At 45.2% G+C, this 17,030-nt stretch carries 13 protein-coding genes; 3 read left to right on the top strand and 10 right to left on the bottom strand.

Features of this window, described 5'->3' with window-relative positions; genetic code table 11:
* Positions 1-669: 669 nt before the first annotated feature.
* From polA to hemB, 3 genes are all read right to left on the bottom strand, one after another.
* Entirely contained in the window at positions 670-3,456 is a 2,787-nt protein-coding gene (gene polA / locus J8Z23_RS00525; RefSeq protein WP_434634422.1) for a DNA polymerase I, read from the bottom strand.
* Between the two features lie 620 nt (positions 3,457-4,076).
* A complete protein-coding gene (locus tag J8Z23_RS00520; RefSeq protein WP_301644322.1) occupies positions 4,077-4,511 on the bottom strand; it encodes a GNAT family N-acetyltransferase in 435 nt (144 codons plus the stop codon).
* A gap of 127 nt (positions 4,512-4,638) precedes the next feature.
* Entirely contained in the window at positions 4,639-5,700 is a 1,062-nt protein-coding gene (gene hemB / locus J8Z23_RS00515; protein WP_031777176.1) for a porphobilinogen synthase, read from the bottom strand.
* A gap of 184 nt (positions 5,701-5,884) precedes the next feature.
* On the opposite strand from hemB, the gene J8Z23_RS00510 reads away from it, so the two are divergent.
* Positions 5,885-6,646: a TatD family hydrolase gene (locus J8Z23_RS00510; RefSeq protein ID WP_104971128.1), complete on the top strand. Its 762-nt coding sequence runs from the start codon at positions 5,885-5,887 to the stop codon at positions 6,644-6,646.
* Between the two features lie 461 nt (positions 6,647-7,107).
* On the opposite strand, the gene tatC is transcribed toward J8Z23_RS00510, so the two are convergent.
* From tatC to rmuC, 7 genes are all read right to left on the bottom strand, one after another.
* Positions 7,108-7,860: a twin-arginine translocase subunit TatC gene (tatC, locus tag J8Z23_RS00505; RefSeq protein ID WP_005394442.1), complete on the bottom strand. Its 753-nt coding sequence runs from the start codon at positions 7,858-7,860 to the stop codon at positions 7,108-7,110.
* Positions 7,861-7,928: 68 nt separating this feature from the next.
* Positions 7,929-8,327, bottom strand: coding sequence for a Sec-independent protein translocase protein TatB (gene tatB / locus J8Z23_RS00500; protein WP_012841229.1), 399 nt, complete (start codon positions 8,325-8,327; stop codon positions 7,929-7,931).
* Between the two features lie 3 nt (positions 8,328-8,330).
* Complete coding sequence (tatA, locus tag J8Z23_RS00495) at positions 8,331-8,576, bottom strand: Sec-independent protein translocase subunit TatA (RefSeq protein ID WP_005382958.1); 246 nt, start codon at positions 8,574-8,576, stop codon at positions 8,331-8,333.
* A gap of 52 nt (positions 8,577-8,628) precedes the next feature.
* Positions 8,629-10,263 (bottom strand): ubiquinone biosynthesis regulatory protein kinase UbiB, encoded by a 1,635-nt coding sequence (gene ubiB, locus J8Z23_RS00490; protein WP_104974618.1) that lies wholly within the window; start codon positions 10,261-10,263, stop codon positions 8,629-8,631.
* Positions 10,260-10,895 carry a ubiquinone biosynthesis accessory factor UbiJ gene (locus J8Z23_RS00485; protein ID WP_104970025.1) on the bottom strand — a complete coding sequence of 212 codons (636 nt, stop codon included), beginning with the start codon at positions 10,893-10,895 and terminating at the stop codon, positions 10,260-10,262. The genes ubiB and J8Z23_RS00485 overlap by 4 nt, the downstream gene beginning before the upstream one ends.
* 11 nt (positions 10,896-10,906) lie before the next feature.
* Complete coding sequence (gene ubiE / locus J8Z23_RS00480) at positions 10,907-11,686, bottom strand: bifunctional demethylmenaquinone methyltransferase/2-methoxy-6-polyprenyl-1,4-benzoquinol methylase UbiE (protein WP_005394436.1); 780 nt, start codon at positions 11,684-11,686, stop codon at positions 10,907-10,909.
* A gap of 78 nt (positions 11,687-11,764) precedes the next feature.
* Positions 11,765-13,297, bottom strand: coding sequence for a DNA recombination protein RmuC (gene rmuC / locus J8Z23_RS00475; RefSeq protein WP_005394435.1), 1,533 nt, complete (start codon positions 13,295-13,297; stop codon positions 11,765-11,767).
* Between the two features lie 168 nt (positions 13,298-13,465).
* On the opposite strand from rmuC, the gene J8Z23_RS00470 reads away from it, so the two are divergent.
* Together J8Z23_RS00470 and J8Z23_RS00465 are read left to right on the top strand one after the other, a co-directional pair.
* Positions 13,466-14,374, top strand: coding sequence for a DMT family transporter (locus J8Z23_RS00470; protein ID WP_006741770.1), 909 nt, complete (start codon positions 13,466-13,468; stop codon positions 14,372-14,374).
* Positions 14,375-14,565: 191 nt separating this feature from the next.
* Positions 14,566-17,013, top strand: coding sequence for an EAL domain-containing protein (locus J8Z23_RS00465; RefSeq protein WP_104971124.1), 2,448 nt, complete (start codon positions 14,566-14,568; stop codon positions 17,011-17,013).
* Positions 17,014-17,030: the final 17 nt, after the last annotated feature.

The following is a 17,030-nucleotide window of genomic DNA, read 5'->3' as shown; positions in this document are numbered from 1 at the left end:
AATAAAAATCCCCACCTTCCTGGCAGGGATAACGGGAGAGAAAAATTGGTAATTATTGTTATGTGACGAAGCATTGCTGAACTATCGGATGATTTCAATAGCTTAAAAAGCCGCCTAACTTTAGCTTTCGCTTAATTAACTCACAACCATAACCAATAAAGAAAATACAATTCAACAAGTTAGACAGAAATCTACCCACTTTCACGTCAACTTAGTTTCCTTCAAGAAAAAATCATAGTGTGATTGGCATAAATTTACAGACTGAATAGTTTGCGAGTTTTTGAAGAAAATTGGAGTGTAGACAATAGGTTAAAGGTGGGAGAAATATAAAGACAAGTCGTTACCAACCCAACACATTGAACAAAAAGAAAAATTTTCTTTCGCCCAATAAAAAACGCCCCAGTCAAAAGCTGACTGGGGCGGCTGAATCAGCCTAATCCAATAACGTGAAACAAAAGGTCTGAAAGATAGAACATCTTACCTCTGTACCCTACGAGTATTAATGTACAACAATTGGTCAGAATTGCAAAGATTTTTTGTAGTTTTTTTTCATGAAATTTTTATTAAGCAACATCAAAGTTAACTTTGCGCTAGCTTTTTTAATCGCAAAAAAAAGCCAGCGTTTGTGCGCTGGCTCATAATTAATTGGTTATTTTGGTCTAAAAGTGACTAATGAGCTTGATCCCAGTTGTCACCGTGCCCTGCTTCTGCAACCAACGGTACTTTTAGCTCTGCTGCAGATTCCATCAATTTCTGTACTTTACTTTCAATTTCGGACAATGATGACTCTTCAACTTCAAAGACCAATTCATCGTGTACTTGCATTAACAACTTCACACGGCCATTGCCTTCTTCCTGAATCCACTGATCAACCAACAGCATCGCTTTCTTAATGATGTCCGCAGCCGTACCTTGCATCGGTGCGTTGATTGCCGCACGTTCAGCAGCTTTACGACGCATCCCGTTGCGCGATTTGATTTCTGGTAAATGCAAACGTCGACCAAAAATCGTTTCAACATAGCCCTTATCTGCAGCCGTGCTGCGCGTGTCTTCCATGTACTGCATAACGCCAGGGTAACGCTCAAAGTATTTATCCATGTAGGCTTGTGCTTCGCCGCGAGGGATACCAAGCTGCTTCGCCAAACCAAATGCACTCATGCCATAGATAAGCCCGAAGTTAACGGCTTTAGCACGACGACGCTGCTCACTGGATACTTGTTCAATATCCAGACCCATAATTTCTGCCGCAGTTGCCGCGTGAATGTCTTTACCATCACGGAAGGCATCTAATAACGCTTGGTCGCCAGAAAGGTGCGCCATGATGCGCAGTTCGATTTGCGAGTAGTCGACCGCTAAGATTTTATGGCCAGCTGGTGCGACAAACGCTTGGCGAATACGACGGCCGGCTTCGTTACGAATTGGAATGTTCTGTAAGTTCGGATCGGTAGAAGATAGACGACCTGTTGCGGTTACCGCTTGATGGTAAGAAGTATGCACACGCCCTGTTGTTGGGTTGATCATCTTCGGCAGCTTATCCGTGTACGTCGATTTAAGCTTCGCCAAACCGCGATATTCCAAAATTAATTTTGGCAGTGGGTAATCTAAGGCAAGCTCTTGCAGCACTTCTTCATTCGTCGATGGTGTACCTGATGGCGTTTTCTTCACCACCGGTAAACCCATTTTTTCAAATAGGATGGCTTGTAATTGCTTTGGCGAGTTCATGTTGAACTCTTGCTCTGCAATTTCATACGCTTTCTTTTCAAGCTCATCAAGGCGAGCGGTAATCTCTACCGACTGCGCACTCAGCTTCATTTCGTCAATAAAGACCCCGGTGCGTTCAATGCGCGAAAGAACTGGCACCAACGGCATTTCAATCTCTTCGTACACTGTCTTCAGGCTTTCATCCTGCTCGATATTCGCAAACAAGCGATTGTGCAGACGAAGGGTCACATCCGCATCTTCTGCCGCGTATGGCGATGCTTGTTCCAACTCGATTTGGTTAAACGTAAGCTGATTTTTGCCTTTACCTGCAATTTGCTCAAAAGAAATGCAACTATGTTGTAGGAAGCGAAGCGCCAAGCTGTCCATATCGTGTTTACCGCCGACACTGTTGTAAATGTACGATTCCAACATCGTGTCGTGCTTGATACCTTTTAGCTCAATGTCATAACGAGCCAATACAGACGCATCATACTTTAAGTTTTGACCAACTTTTGCTTTCGCTGCATCTTCAAGAATTGGCTTAAGCTGTTCTAGAACCCAATCACGATCAAGCTGTTCAGGTGCATCTAGGTAGTCATGTGCAACAGGCACATAAGCCGCAATGCCTTCATCGACAGCGAATGACAGACCAACCAAGTTCGCTAGCATGTAATCTAGGTTGTCGGTTTCCGTATCAAACGCAAACAACTCGGCCGTTTGAAGTTTATCTAGCCACGCATTGAAGGTTTCTTCATCCAGAATCGTTTCATATTGGCTGCGGTCGATTGTCACTGCGGAAGTTTCCATCTCGGCATGAGAAGCAGAGGCTTGAGCAGAGCCAGCAAGCTCAACAGCTTCTACCGACCCAGAACCGCCTTCAAGTAGTTCGTTCAACCAAGATTTAAACGTCAGTTGGCCATACAGCTTCACTAGTTCGTCTTTATTTGGTTCCGCTTTCAGCAGTGATTCTGACGTTTCTTCAAGTTCAACATCCAATTTAATGGTCGCGAGCTCGTACGACAGCATGGCATTTTCTTTGTTATCGATGAGCTTCTTCGCCATGGTTTTAGAACCACGGAAACCGAGCGCAGCAATGTCATCGAGATTTTCATACAGCTTAGTCAGACCGCCAATACCTTGCAGTAGTGCGGTCGCTGTTTTATCACCCACGCCTGGCACACCAGGGATGTTATCTACTTTATCGCCCATCAGCGCTAGGTAGTCGATGATTAACTCAGGTGGAATGCCAAACTTTTCAACCACACCTTCACGATCCATCACGACGTTCGTCATGGTGTTGATCAGGGTAATATTATCATCCACCAACTGCGCCATGTCTTTATCACCAGTACTGATCAATACAGGCATGCCCTTTTGTGATGCTTGATGCGCCAACGTACCAATGACGTCATCCGCTTCGACACCAGGAACACAGATCAGTGGTAAACCCATCGCGCGAATAACATTGTGCAATGGTTCAATTTGGCAACGCAGATCATCCGGCATTGGCGGACGATTAGCTTTGTATTCTGCATACATATCATCACGGAAGGTTTTTCCCTTCGCATCGAAAACCACCGCGATGCGCTCAGACGCAAACTGACGCATCATGCTGCGTAACATGTTCACGACACCGTAAACGGCATTAGTTGGAATCTCACCATTGCTCATGGTGCCCGGGTAGGCGTGAAAAGCGCGATATAGGTAAGAAGAGCCGTCGATAAGGATCAACGGATTTTCAGGAATACTTGCCATAATTGTCTGTATCCAATTCAGTACTTGAGAGATCTGCCTAGGATGCCATGACTGCTGATCCGAATCTATCTTGTTCGCTCGATCTAGGTCGCGTAAATTTTTCGATTTTATTCACGAAGACAACCTCACCCTGTGGATAACTCTGTTTATAGAAATTATCCACTGGTTATCCAATGATAGAAAACACAAAAAACACACAAGGTAAGCTATTGTTTTTAAATGTTTATTTTATAAAACGGCGAGAAGATCAACGATCCTTAAATGATCATCGTGTGTGGAAAAAATACGAATAGTGACGTCAAATAGAAATCGTAGAAAAGAAAAAAGCGACCCGAATGGGGTCGCCTAGCAGAAGTGGTAAAGCAAATTCTGTAAATAGAGCAGCTTAACCAAGAAGCTATAAATTACACTGGAAGCAATGTGAGCAATGTCGTGTCAAAAAGAATTCGTGCAAGTTCTCGGAAAAATGTTTCATCACTTCTCAACTTTCAGTTAATCAACTTCTGTTAATAAGTCATTCAACGTCCTTGTGAACTCTTCCTCATTCCCTAAGACAGGTTTAATAATAATGATTCTCATTTCGTAGTCAACAGTTAAATGAGAAAAAATCTCATTTATTTTCACATCGCTTTAATGAAATGAACTCGAGATTCACGAAGATTAATTTTTTCTTCAAATTTTTCAATGATATAGCCATTTCTCAATAACAATCGAAGCATAGCAGGAAACTGATTTCGAGATTTCACTTTTAACGTGTTATAGCCTTGCTCAGCCGCCCAATCTTCTTGTGCTTCCAAAAGCAATTGTGCCACGCCTTCATTTCGAGCCTCAGAAACGACACCACCCAACCAGCTATAGAAAACACCATCCTCTAATTCGTAACCTATTTTGAAGCCGACAATCGTGCCATTTTTTTCTGCAACGAGGATTAAACTGTTTTTCTCTTCTAAACGTTGAGTCATGGAGTCTACCGTTTCTCCTTTCGAAAATTCGGTAACACGTGCCACAACTTGAAGTGCTTCTTCCAATGTGCCTTCACGAATCAGCATTGTCATTGTTCTCTTCTCCAAAATAAAAATACCCAAGCACCTTGGATTGTTACTGTTGTAATCCGCCTGAGGTTACTTGGGTATATACAGACGAACAACTCTTGTTGGTCTGGTGTTTCTCACTGAGCGATAATTACTCTTCAGTCGCTTCCGGAGTACGATTTAGGTGTTGAGCAGTTTGTGCATTCTCTTCTGCCAACCACTCAGCCACATCTTTCGCAAAGTACGTTAAGATGCCGTCAGCACCTGCACGTTTGAAGCACAGTAGTGATTCCATCACAATTTCGCGCTCTTTGAGCCAGCCATTCATGATCGCCGCTTTATGCATCGCGTACTCGCCAGATACTTGATAAGCAAATGTCGGTACTTGAAGTTCAGTTTTTACTCGGCGAACTACATCTAAGTATGGCATACCAGGTTTAACCATCACCATGTCCGCACCTTCATTGATGTCTAGCGCCACTTCGTGAATCGCTTCATCAATGTTTGCTGGGTCCATTTGGTAGTTTTTCTTGTTGCCGCCTTTTAGATTTGAAGAGGAGCCAACCGCATCACGGAATGGTCCGTAGTAGTTCGATGCGTATTTAGCCGAGTAAGCCATGATTTGTGTATGAATGTAGCCCGCATTTTCTAATGCTTCGCGGATCTTACCAATACGGCCATCCATCATGTCTGAAGGCGCGACTACGTCAGCACCCGCTTCTGCATGAGACAAAGCCTGCTTAACCAGTACTTCCGTGGTTTCATCATTCATTACGTAGCCATCTTCATCGATGATGCCGTCTTGGCCGTGCGTCGTGAATGGGTCAAGTGCCACATCTGTGATCACACCGATTTGAGGAATATGTTCTTTAAGCGCACGTACTGCTCGCTGAACCAAACCTTCTGGGTTGTAGGCTTCAGTAGCACATAAGCTTTTAGCGTCTTGGTTTACGACAGGGAAAAGCGCGATTGCTGGAACGCCTAGATTTGCAAGGTATTGCGCTTCTTCTAGCATTAAATCAATCGACAAACGCTCTACACCCGGCATGGACTCCACGCTCTCACGACGATCTTTACCCATTAGGATGAACATTGGGTAAATCAGATCATTAACAGAAAGTTGGTTCTCAGCCATCAAACGACGACTAAAATCGTGCTTACGTAAACGACGCATACGGCGTGCAGGGAATGGACCTTGAATTGATACAGACACCATTTTCTCCTTGTCTGGACGGTTATGATGATCAAATCATCTGGTGAACAAAATCATATCACTCTTGATGCATGTTGCGAGTGACAATCTGGAAAAAGGTAATGAAAAAAACTGAAAATGACCCAGCACTCACACTCAAGTATACTTCGAATACGAAACCAACCATGAAGCACAGAGAGTAACGATGATCGATACCCACGCGCACATCTATGCCAGCGAATTTGATAACGACCGCGATGAAGTAGTACAACGCGCCTTAGCGCAAGGCATTAATAAGATCCTGTTGCCAAACATCGATCTGGACTCTATTGAGCCCATGCTACAAACCGAAGCGGCGTATCCAGACGTGTGCCACTCAATGATGGGACTCCATCCTTGCTATGTGGATAACAACGTTGAGCAAACGTTGGAAATCATCCGCGGCTGGTTTGAGAAACACAAGTTTATTGCGGTGGGCGAAATTGGTATCGACCTGTATTGGGACAAAACCTATCGCGCCAAGCAAGAGATGGCATTCGTGACTCAGCTAAACTGGGCAAAAGAGATGGATTTACCAGTCGTTATCCACACTCGTGATTCGATTGAAGAAACACTCACTTTGCTAAGACAAGAGCAAGATGGTCGTCTGCGTGGTGTATTCCACTGTTTTGGAGGCAGCTTAGAAGAAGCGCAAGCAATCAATGAGCTAGGCTTCCACTTAGGCTTGGGTGGCGTATCGACCTTTAAGAATGGCGGGATGGATAAAGTCATTCCACATTTGGATATGCAGTGGGTCATTTTAGAAACCGATTGTCCATACTTAGCGCCAGTACCGCACCGTGGTAAGCGTAATGAACCAGCCTACACTTCTCTCGTTGCACAACGTGTTGCCGACTTGCGTGATGTCGATGTCGCAACTATCGATGCAATAACGACTGAAAATGCCAAAAAGCTGTTTAATATTTAATTCACGAAAATTGAAAAAAGCGACGAAATCAACGTCGCTTTTTTATTACCTAAACTATTGAATGAATGATTCAACCTATTGAAATAATAGAACAACCCACACAAAGTTATTGATAAACATAATAATTAACTAGCAACTCTACTTACCTCTCATATCACCACTTTACTTCGTCTGTTTTGCAAAACTGTCGACAATTAGACATATTCTTTTTCTATACTGCTTTATGCCCATTAATTAGCACAAATGTAAAACAGCATGAATATGGAAGTTGAAGTGTGTACACATGGTGCTTACTTACAACGCGTACCGCGCAGTTTTTTTCAAAAGCTGCTGGGCATCAAGGAAGTATACGTATGCACAAAGTGTGGTTACGTCATGAAAGTTAAGTAATTAGCCCAAGAAACAAACCAACCGCAAAAAAAAGCGGCTCAATTGAGCCGCTTTTTACATCTACAGTAAACTTATTCTTCGGTTTCCGCTTCTGCCTCTTCGCCTCGACGCGTATAAAAACGCGCAAAGAATAAACCGACTTCAAACAGTAAGCACATCGGAATGGCGAGTAAGGTTTGTGAGATCATGTCTGGCGGTGTTAATACCATACCAACGACAAACGCAGCCACAATGATATAAGGCCGTTTCTGTCTTAGATCTTCTGGAGTGGTGGCACCAGTCCAACACAACAAAATGATCGCAACAGGCACCTCAAACGCAATGCCAAACGCCATAAATAGTGCTAGGACAAAATCGAGATAGCTAGAAATGTCGGTCGCAAACTCTACACCACCCAATGAGATAGCAGTAAAGAAGCCAAAAACTAGTGGAAACACCACAAAATACGCAAATGCCACACCGCAATAAAACAGCAGTGAGCTGGAAAACAGCAACGGCATGATCAAACGACGCTCATGTTTGTATAAGCCAGGAGCAACAAAGGCCCAAACTTGATACAAAATAAACGGCACCGCAATAAATACCGAAGCGATTAACGTCAACTTCAGTGGCGTGAAAAAGGGTGAAGCCACATCCGTAGCAATCATGGTCGCGCCTTCAGGTAGACGCTCTACTAAAGGTGCGGAAACAAACTCGTAAATGTGGTTAGAGAAATAAATTAGTCCGACAAACACCACCAACACTGCCAAAATTGAGCGCAGTAGTCGGTTGCGAAGCTCCAACAAATGACTAATTAAAGGTTGTGTCTGCTCGACGGTAGACATGGCAAACCTCTTATTAAAAACCAGATCAAAAAGGAGCTACCAATCACTAGTAGCTCCTCCTAATGAGACTATTCGGCTTTCTTATCTGCCGCTGTAACCTTGCTCTCTTCCGCTTTCTCTACCTTTTCTGCTGCTGACTCTGTTTTTACAGGCTCAGCCTCTGAATCGGTGTTCTTTGCGTAAGGACGATTTACAGATTGCGCTGCCTTCTTCAATTCTTCGACTGAAGATTTCAACTCAGGGGACAAATCATCCATCCCCATTTGCTCTGCTTTGCGCAAGTTTTCTTGCAGCTCTTGGACTTTCAGCTCGTGTGACAATTCGTCTTTGACGCTATTTGCCATACTCTTAGCGGCACCGATAAAGCGAGACACGCTGCGAATAGCATGAGGCAAACGCTCCGGCCCAAGAACGACCAGACCAACAACAGATATTAATACCAGTTCCCAAAAACCGATATCAAACACGTTTTACGCCTGCTCTTTGTCTTTTTTCGTTTCAGGAGCAGCTTCTTTTTTCTGCTGCTCTTCTAGACTTTTTGGTTCGAAGTCTGCGTCTTTGTCATTTTTCGCAGGTTCATCTTCGCTCATCGCTTTTTTGAAGCCCTTAACGGCACCACCCAGATCGCCACCGATACCGCGTAGTTTCTTAGTTCCGAATAGCAATACAACAATTACAGCAATGATTAGAAGTTGCCAAACACTGATACCACCCATTCTCTTTACCTCGGGTCTTTAAATAAACAAAAATATTTCAAGAGTTTAACGTCTATTGACGATAAGCTCGCCAACTAAGCAGCCAAAATGTGACACCTGCGATACCGCTGGCCAACGAAAGCTGCTCAAAAGCATTGTTCACCAATATTGCCGAGCATACGACTAAAGTGGCGCCAACGCCAAATAAAAACTTTCCTGTCGCCTGCTGGCGCTTGCTCTGACGATACCCTTGGTAAAGCTGATCCATTCGTTGGTTCATCGCTTTACCTTGTTTCAGGCTATCGTAAAGCAGCTCTGGCAGTTCCGGTAGCTTCTCCGCCCAAAATGGCGCGCGATCTTTAATCGCATTCACCAAAGCTTGCGGCCCAACTTGATTCATCATCCATTCTTCAAGGAATGGTTTTGCGGTCTCCCACAAATCAAGCTGAGGGTACAACTGCCTACCAAGACCTTCCACGTACAGCAGCGTTTTTTGCAGCAATACAAGCTGTGGCTGAACCTCCATATTGAATCGACGTGCCGTGTTGAACAAATTCAACAGCACATGACCAAAGGAGATTTCGCACAGTGGCTTAGCAAAAATAGGCTCACACACAATGCGAATCGCGAACTCAAACTCATCGACATTGGTATCGGCAGGCACCCATCCTGAGTCCACATGTAACTCCGCCACTCGGCGGTAGTCTCGATTGAAAAACGCCAAGAAGTTTTCCGCCAGATAACGCTTGTCTTCACTATTAAGTGTACCAACGATTCCGCAATCTAGCCCGATCCACATTGGGTTCTCTGGGTGTTCTGGTTTGACGAACACGTTCCCCGGATGCATATCGGCATGGAAGAAGCTGTCTCGGAACACTTGAGTGAAGAACACACTCACGCCGCGCTCCGCGAGCAATTTCATATTGGTGCCATTTGCTTTCAAGCCTTCAATATCAGAGACTTGAATGCCATATATTCGCTCAGAAACCATGACAGTTTCATTACTGAAGTCAGGAAAAACTTCAGGAACATACAATTCTTCGCTGCCTTCAAAGTTGCGGCGCAACTGAATGGCATTCGCCGCTTCACGTCGTAAGTCGAGTTCATCAAGCAATGTTTTCTCGTACTCACGTACAACTTCAACCGGTTTCAAACGACGTGCTTCAGGCATCGCTCCGGCGACTATACGCGCCATTCGGTGCATCAGTTTTAGATCTGAATCAATGACCGGGCGAATATCTGGGCGGATAACCTTTAATACCACTTCTTGGTTAGAGTCTTTTAAACGCGCAGTATGCACCTGAGCAATCGACGCAGACGCCAGTGGTTTGATATCAAACTCGGTAAACCAGTTTTCTAACGGGCCACCTAATGCCTGCTCCATCTGCTTTTTTGCTAGCTCACCATCAAATGGCGCCACTTGGTCTTGAAGCAAAGCCAGGGGATCAGCAATGTGCGGAGGAAATAAGTCACGGCGCGTTGACATCATCTGACCGAACTTAATCCAAACTGGTCCCAGCTCTTGCAACGCTAAACGCAGGCGCTCACCGAGTGGTTTTTCTGGATGCTTGTTCTTAATCCAGAACAGGCTTTTGCGCAGTAATAACGGAGCTTTAGTCAGTTGGTGATCGGGAAGCAGCTCATCTAAGCCGTATTCCAGTTGTACTTTGGCGATGTGGTATAAGCGCTTTAGTTCTGCTGGCGTCATGGTTTCTCCAATGCCGGCTTATCTGCATCCAGCTTATTCAGCAAAGCAGTCAAGCGAGCTTCAACGCGAGAAGCCTGGCTGCGAACCTCATCAACCTGGTCGCAAAAATACGCCACTTCTAGAGGAGCAGGTGCCAACTTCCACTCTTCAGTCACTACTTGCGCAAGATGACGCTGGTGTTTTTCTGCTTGAGATACGAGGAAGTTGCCTATGTTTTTTGAACCTTGCACAAAGGTATGTGCGGCGACATCGCCAGTCACGCGAGACAACCACTCTTCAACATCTGGCTTGCAATCCACCATCAACTGAGAGAATTTCTGCGCCAATTGAATATCGCCTTCAAGCTCAAGTTTATCTTGTTTAATAAGGCGAGTGATGTTGGCCTGGTCACGCAGCTCTGGCAACACGCTCAAGTTGAGCGATAGATAGCAGTTTGGCTGTCCTTCGTAATGACCGAGCACATCAATTTGCTGACTAAAAACGAACGTCAGTGTTTTATTGATCTCTTTCAGGTGAACTTGAATAACTTGACCTTTTAGACGCGCTAAACGACGGCCCAATGCAGGGTCGTCTTTGATCAGAGTATTCAGTGACGTTTCAATCACAGCGGTGATAAGTGGTTCAAATGGCATGCCGTTAACCCTTAGAATTTATAACCGCGATGCAAAGCCACAATACCACCAGTTAAGTTGTAGTATTTGGTGTTTTCAAAACCTGCGTCTTGCATCATGCCTTCCAGCGTTTCTTGGTCTGGATGCATACGGATTGACTCCGCTAGGTAGCGGTAACTCTCTGAGTCATTCGCAACTAGCTCACCGATTCTCGGCAATAAGTGGAATGAATATGCGTCGTATACTTTCGATAACGGCTCTAGCACTGGTTTCGAAAATTCTAGCACCAATAGACGGCCCCCTGGCTTCAATACGCGGAACATTGAACGAAGCGCTTTGTCTTTGTCAGTCACATTACGCAAACAAAAACTGATGGTGATGGCATCAAAATAATCATCAGGGAACGGCAGTTCTTCTGCGTTGGCTTGAACGTAATGCACGTTACCCACAATTCCGTTATCGCGCAGTTTATCGCGACCAACATTAAGCATTGAGTTATTGATATCGGCAAGGATGACATGGCCTTCATCACCAACAATACGCGAGAATTTCGCCGTTAAATCACCCGTACCACCACCTAGGTCAAGAATACGTTGGCCAGGGCGAGCGCCACTACAATCGATTGTGAAGCGCTTCCAAAGGCGGTGAATACCACCAGACATCAGGTCATTCATGATGTCGTATTTTGTTGCCACGGAGTGGAATACTTCGGCAACCTTAGTCACTTTTTCGTCTTTTGCCACTGTAGAGAAACCAAAGTGAGTGGTTTCATTCTCTAACGCTGTATTGGATTGCAAACTTGTGTCCGTCATTCTAATTCCTCTTAGGCAGCGCTTTCTCTCTGCGGGGCGTTTGCTGACAAATAAAATCGCCCACTGCACTGCGGGCGATTAGTTTACTTTATCCTCAGCCGGATGTCTTTCTACTAACGGGTCATTTTCTGAAAATGAATCACTCTGCGCTAACTGTGCGAGGTCAGAAGAAATTGGTCGTTTGATTTCAACCCCAAGATGCTTAAAGCTTTCGGCTTGACGAATCACATTCCCGCGCCCTGTGGCAAGCTTGTTCATTGCGCCTTGATAGCTTTGATTCGCCTTATCCAGCGCACCGCCGAGCCCTTCCATGTCGTCCACAAACAATCGTAATTTGTCGTAGAGTTTTGTCGCGCGCTGCGCAATCATTTTGGCGTTTTCATTCTGGCGTTCATTGCGCCATAGATTATCAATGGTGCGCAGTGCCACCAGCAACGTTGTTGGGCTCACCAAAATGATGTTTTGCTCCATCGCGTCTTTGATCAAGCTTGGATCGGCTTGAATCGCAACTTGGAACGCAGGCTCAACCGGAATAAACATCAGCACATAGTCCAAACTCTGAATACCTTTGAGTTTGTGGTAGTCCTTCATGCTTAAACCCTTAATGTGCGCACGCAGTGCGGCTAAGTGCGCACTCAAAGCCTGGTCTCGCTCGGCATCAGTTTCGGCGTTGAAATAGCGCTCATAGGCGACCAGCGCCATTTTGGAATCCACAACCACTTGTTTGTTTTGTGGGAGATGAACAATCACATCAGGTTGGTAGCGCTTGCCTGCTTCATTTTGCAAATTCACCTGAGTCTGATATTCGTGCCCTTCACGTAAGCCAGACTCGGCAAGCACCCTAGCGAGCACCACTTCACCCCAATTACCTTGCTGCTTGTTGTCCCCTTTCAACGCTTGGGTCAAATTAACCGCTTCTCGCGTCATTTGCTCATTCAAACGTTGCAGGTTTTTGAGCTCATGCACTAAGGTGTGGCGCTCTTTAGCTTCTTGGCTAAAGCTGTCATTAACGTGCTTTTTGAATCCTTCTAGCTGCTCTCGGAGCGGTGACAACAAACCTTCCAAACTCTGACGGTTTTGCAAGTCGACCTTCGCGGTTTTTTCTTCAAACAATTGGTTGGCCAAGTGCTCAAATTGCTGTTTCAGACGTGCTTCCGCTTGCTCTAGAATTTGCAGTTTTTCGGCATTGGCTTGGTTGATTTGCTCATGACGTGCTTGCTGCTCACGTAGTTGCGTTTCTAGACGTGATTTGTGCTCACGCATCTGACCAAGCTCATCAAAGTATTGCTGGCGCTCTTGCTTTACAGCCTCGAAGTAACGCAGTTTTTCCATTGCGGCCATCAGCTTTCCGTGTGTTTGGCGTACTTCAAACGCAGCTTTATCGCGCTCATCATCTAATTCATCCAACTCTTGCTGGGCATCAGCAAGGCTTTGTTTAACCTGTTCAAGCTGCTGTTGGTGAAGCTGCTTTTCTGAAACAAGTTGTTGTTCGAGAAGCTGAGTTTGGGTGATAAAACGTTGTTTCACCCACCAACCGACGGCGACACCACTAAGCGTGGCAGCGCAAAGAGAAGAGAGAATGAGAGATTGGTACTCAAGAATCCATTGCATAATAGCGAGTTAGCCTGTGTTTTGTATCTATAACAATGGTATTTAGACACTGGATAAATGTCCAGTTTGTTGGATGAAAAATCCTCGCATACACTAGGCCTTCCTATAATATTCTTTCTTCCGCTCAAATGAACCAGACCGAGCGGCACATCATCACGCAGAGGCATCATGAACGAGCGTCGCGCCCTAGGATTTGGGCTCTCAGCAGTATTACTTTGGTCTACCGTTGCAACCGCATTTAAACTCACGTTGGCAGAATTTACGCCAATCCAAATGCTGTGCATTGCCAGTATCGTCTCTGCGATTGCGCTGACGATAATCTGTGGTGTGCAAGGCAAGTTGGGCCAGTTAAGTGCCACCTTCCTCTCAAATCCTTGGTATTACCTACTGCTTGGGTTGATTAACCCCTTGGCGTATTACGTCATTCTCTTTAAAGCGTATGACTTGCTGCCTGCATCCCAAGCCCAAGCGATCAACTACAGCTGGGCCATTACCTTGACGCTAATGGCTGCTGTTTTCTTAGGGCAGAAGATCCGTGCTAAAGATTGGCTCGCTTGCGGTTTTAGCTATGTAGGCGTGATTGTGATTGCCACGCAGGGCAATGTTCTCGGCATGCAATTCGAGAGCCCGTTGGGCGTGGGACTGGCGCTGTTATCGACACTGTTGTGGGCTGGTTACTGGATTTTAAACACCAAAAATAAGGCCGACCCTGTGGTTGGTGTATTACTTGGTTTTTTGGTCGCTATTCCATTTGCCATTGGTTTAAGTATTTATGAAGGTGCGAGCTGGCAGGCAATCTCAATTAAAGGCTGGGCAGCGGTGACGTATGTCGGGCTATTTGAAATGGGGATTACTTTCGTCCTATGGCTAAGCGCCCTCAAATCGACGCAAAACACAGCCCGCATCAGTAATCTGATCTTTGCTTCGCCATTCATCTCACTGATGCTATTGGCAACCATCATTGGTGAAGAAATTCATCCATCAACCTTGATTGGTTTAATACTGATCATCAGTGGATTAGTGGTCCAACAAGTATCGTGGGGTAAAAAAACCAAAGCCATGAGCACTTCTCAATGATGAACAAAAAACCTCAATAAACGATGCAATGAGTTGGATAAAAAAGAGATATAGCTAACAGTTTAATGATAGAAAGCGCCTTACGCTGCTGGGAATTACCTAAGCGTTGGATACGATACCAACACGGCCCAATAGCTTAAGCTAGATTCTAATACCACTATCTTTGGGCGCTTCAGGACACGTTATTAATTATGTTTCGCTTCGCTATTCCTTCGCCTTTGATGGCAGACTGGCAACAGGCTCTGCAACAATGCTGTGATGCTACTCAAGCTCAGGGACAACTTTATACTCTGAGCGATACCCAGCAGTGGCTATCAACTGAGGTGTCCACCTCGGCTCAAAATCATCGCGCTATCGTCGAAGTGGTAGTGCAAGTTGCCGCTCAATTTACACCGACAGACTTGACGATAAGCCACACATCCTTTGGACAGCAAACCTTGAGCATAGGTCCAATTTGGCTACCAAATGGCGATCTGTTTGCCGTATTGGCGCTGACTCACCCTGACGATCAAATCACGGTAGTCTCTGCTTGGCTGAGTGCATTAGTGGGAAGAATGAGCTTTGATATCAGCTCACACTACCAGCAAGAACGAACACGCCATCAAACTGCAGCGACCACACCATTACCGACGCTGCAAGAGTTTATCGACTGCCTTGAAGACCATATTTGGATAAAAGGCATGGATGGTCTTTATTCGATGACCAACCGAAGCGTAGAAAATGCGTGGCAAAAGACCAATAGTGAGATCATCGGCAAAGATGATTTCGCACTATTTAGCCACGAGCGAGCAGAGAAGTTCATTGAGGCCGATAACTTGGTCGTGGCGACAGGCACGCTGAACATCGTCGAAGAATGCCGCCAAATTGATGAAAACAATAACCCAACTTGGCTAGAAACCATTAAGTCTCCTGTCCGTGATAATGACGGAAACTTAATTGGCATTCTGGGCATGACGCGCAACATCACACGCCGGAAAATGGTCGAAACGCAACTCTCATTGGCGTCCAAAATTTTTAATAACTCACAAGAAGGCATGGTCATTACTGATCGCAATGCCAACATCATTGATGTAAACACAGCCTTTACTCAAATCACCGGCTATCGCTCTGAAGAGGTGATTGGAAAGAACCCCAGAATTCTGCGATCTGGTCATCATGACCAAGGCTTCTATAAACAGTTGTGGCATCAGCTCGAAACCAAAGGTCAATGGAAAGGCGAGTTCATCAACCGAAAGAAAGATGGCAGCATTTACCCGCAGTTAGCGACCATTAGTGCCGTAATGGACGATAAAAATCATCTCATTAACTACATCTGTGTATTTGAAGATATTTCCGTGCGTAAAGCACACGAAGAAAAACTACAGCGCATGGCCTTTTATGATCCGTTAACGAATCTGCCTAATCGCACACATTTACTTAGCTTGCTTGAGCAACACATTGAAACCGGGCACAAGAACCAACAGACGTTTGCCACCCTATTTCTGGATATCGACCATTTCAAGCACATCAACGATAGCATGGGTCACTTTTGTGGTGATCAGTTGCTGTCTAAGTTGGCTATCCGTCTGCAAGATATTCTTCACTTAAATGCGCATGTGGCTCGTATTGGCGGCGATGAGTTCGTGATCATTTTGCCGGACGTCCACAGTGATGTGGCTTTGCTGGAAACCGTCGGCGATATTCTCAGCGTTTTCCAACAACCGTTCGACTTGGCAAATCACGACTCACTGCGCGTCTCGACCAGTATTGGCATAGCCTTATACCCAAGAGACGGCCAAGACAGCGAAACCTTACTCAAAAACGCAGATACGGCGATGTACTTAGCGAAGAAAAATGGGCGCAACGGCTACGCATTTTACTCACCAGATTTAACCGATAAATCGGTATCCCATGTGCGCATTCAATCTGCTTTGCATCAAGCGATAGAAAAACAGCAACTTCGATTAGAGTTCCAGCCACAATATAACTTGGAGCAACATGCGATTGTTGGCGTTGAAACCTTATTACGCTGGCAGCACCCCGAATTTGGCCTTGTACCACCAGCCGACTTTATTCCAATTGCAGAAAAAACGGGGCTTATCCAAAGCATTGGCGAGTGGGTCTTGCTACACGCTTGTCAGCAAGGAAATGCTTGGCTGAAACAAGGCGTTGAGTTTGGCAGAATTGCGGTTAATGTGTCGGCATTACAGCTTCAGCAATCGAATTTCATTCAGAGATTGAGCGATATCCTCAATCAAACTGGTTTCCCTGCTCAACGGCTGGATTTGGAGATCACCGAGAGCTTTTTACTGATCGACCCTCAACAAGCCATTGCGTCGTTAAATCAACTAAGAGGGTTAGGTATCGAGATTTCTCTGGATGATTTCGGCACAGGCTATTCGTCTTTGTCTTATTTGAAAGGTTTACCCATCAATAAGCTGAAAATTGATCGTTCGTTTGTCAGTGATGTACCCAGCAATAGCGATAGCAATGCGATTGTGAATGCGATTATCGCCATGGGCAAAACACTGTCATTGAAAGTCGTAGCGGAAGGAATAGAAACTCAGGAGCAAGCCGATTACTTGTTCGAAAAAGGCTGTGTTTACGGTCAAGGGTATCTTTTTAGCCGACCAGTAAGTGCGGAAAAACTTTTTCGTTGAGCCAGCTTGTCGCCCAA

Source organism: Vibrio sp. SCSIO 43086, from assembly GCF_051132235.1.
Taxonomy (GTDB): domain Bacteria; phylum Pseudomonadota; class Gammaproteobacteria; order Enterobacterales; family Vibrionaceae; genus Vibrio; species Vibrio diabolicus.
Note: the sequence above shows the minus strand (reverse complement) of the source record. Positions and strands in the feature narration are given on the sequence as shown.

What these genes read in the sequence shown, in the direction of transcription:
- polA (WP_434634422.1), bottom strand. Translation starts at nt 3,456, where the DNA reads ATGGCAAGTATTCCTGAAAATCCGTTGATCCTTATCGACGGCTCTTCT.
- ubiB (WP_104974618.1), bottom strand. Translation starts at nt 10,263, where the DNA reads ATGACGCCAGCAGAACTAAAGCGCTTATACCACATCGCCAAAGTACAA.
- J8Z23_RS00470 (WP_006741770.1), top strand. Translation starts at nt 13,466, where the DNA reads ATGAACGAGCGTCGCGCCCTAGGATTTGGGCTCTCAGCAGTATTACTT.
- J8Z23_RS00465 (WP_104971124.1), top strand. Translation starts at nt 14,566, where the DNA reads ATGTTTCGCTTCGCTATTCCTTCGCCTTTGATGGCAGACTGGCAACAG.
- J8Z23_RS00485 (WP_104970025.1), bottom strand. Translation starts at nt 10,895, where the DNA reads ATGCCATTTGAACCACTTATCACCGCTGTGATTGAAACGTCACTGAAT.
- J8Z23_RS00510 (WP_104971128.1), top strand. Translation starts at nt 5,885, where the DNA reads ATGATCGATACCCACGCGCACATCTATGCCAGCGAATTTGATAACGAC.
- rmuC (WP_005394435.1), bottom strand. Translation starts at nt 13,297, where the DNA reads ATGCAATGGATTCTTGAGTACCAATCTCTCATTCTCTCTTCTCTTTGC.
- tatC (WP_005394442.1), bottom strand. Translation starts at nt 7,860, where the DNA reads ATGTCTACCGTCGAGCAGACACAACCTTTAATTAGTCATTTGTTGGAG.
- J8Z23_RS00520 (WP_301644322.1), bottom strand. Translation starts at nt 4,511, where the DNA reads ATGACAATGCTGATTCGTGAAGGCACATTGGAAGAAGCACTTCAAGTT.
- tatA (WP_005382958.1), bottom strand. Translation starts at nt 8,576, where the DNA reads ATGGGTGGTATCAGTGTTTGGCAACTTCTAATCATTGCTGTAATTGTT.
- ubiE (WP_005394436.1), bottom strand. Translation starts at nt 11,686, where the DNA reads ATGACGGACACAAGTTTGCAATCCAATACAGCGTTAGAGAATGAAACC.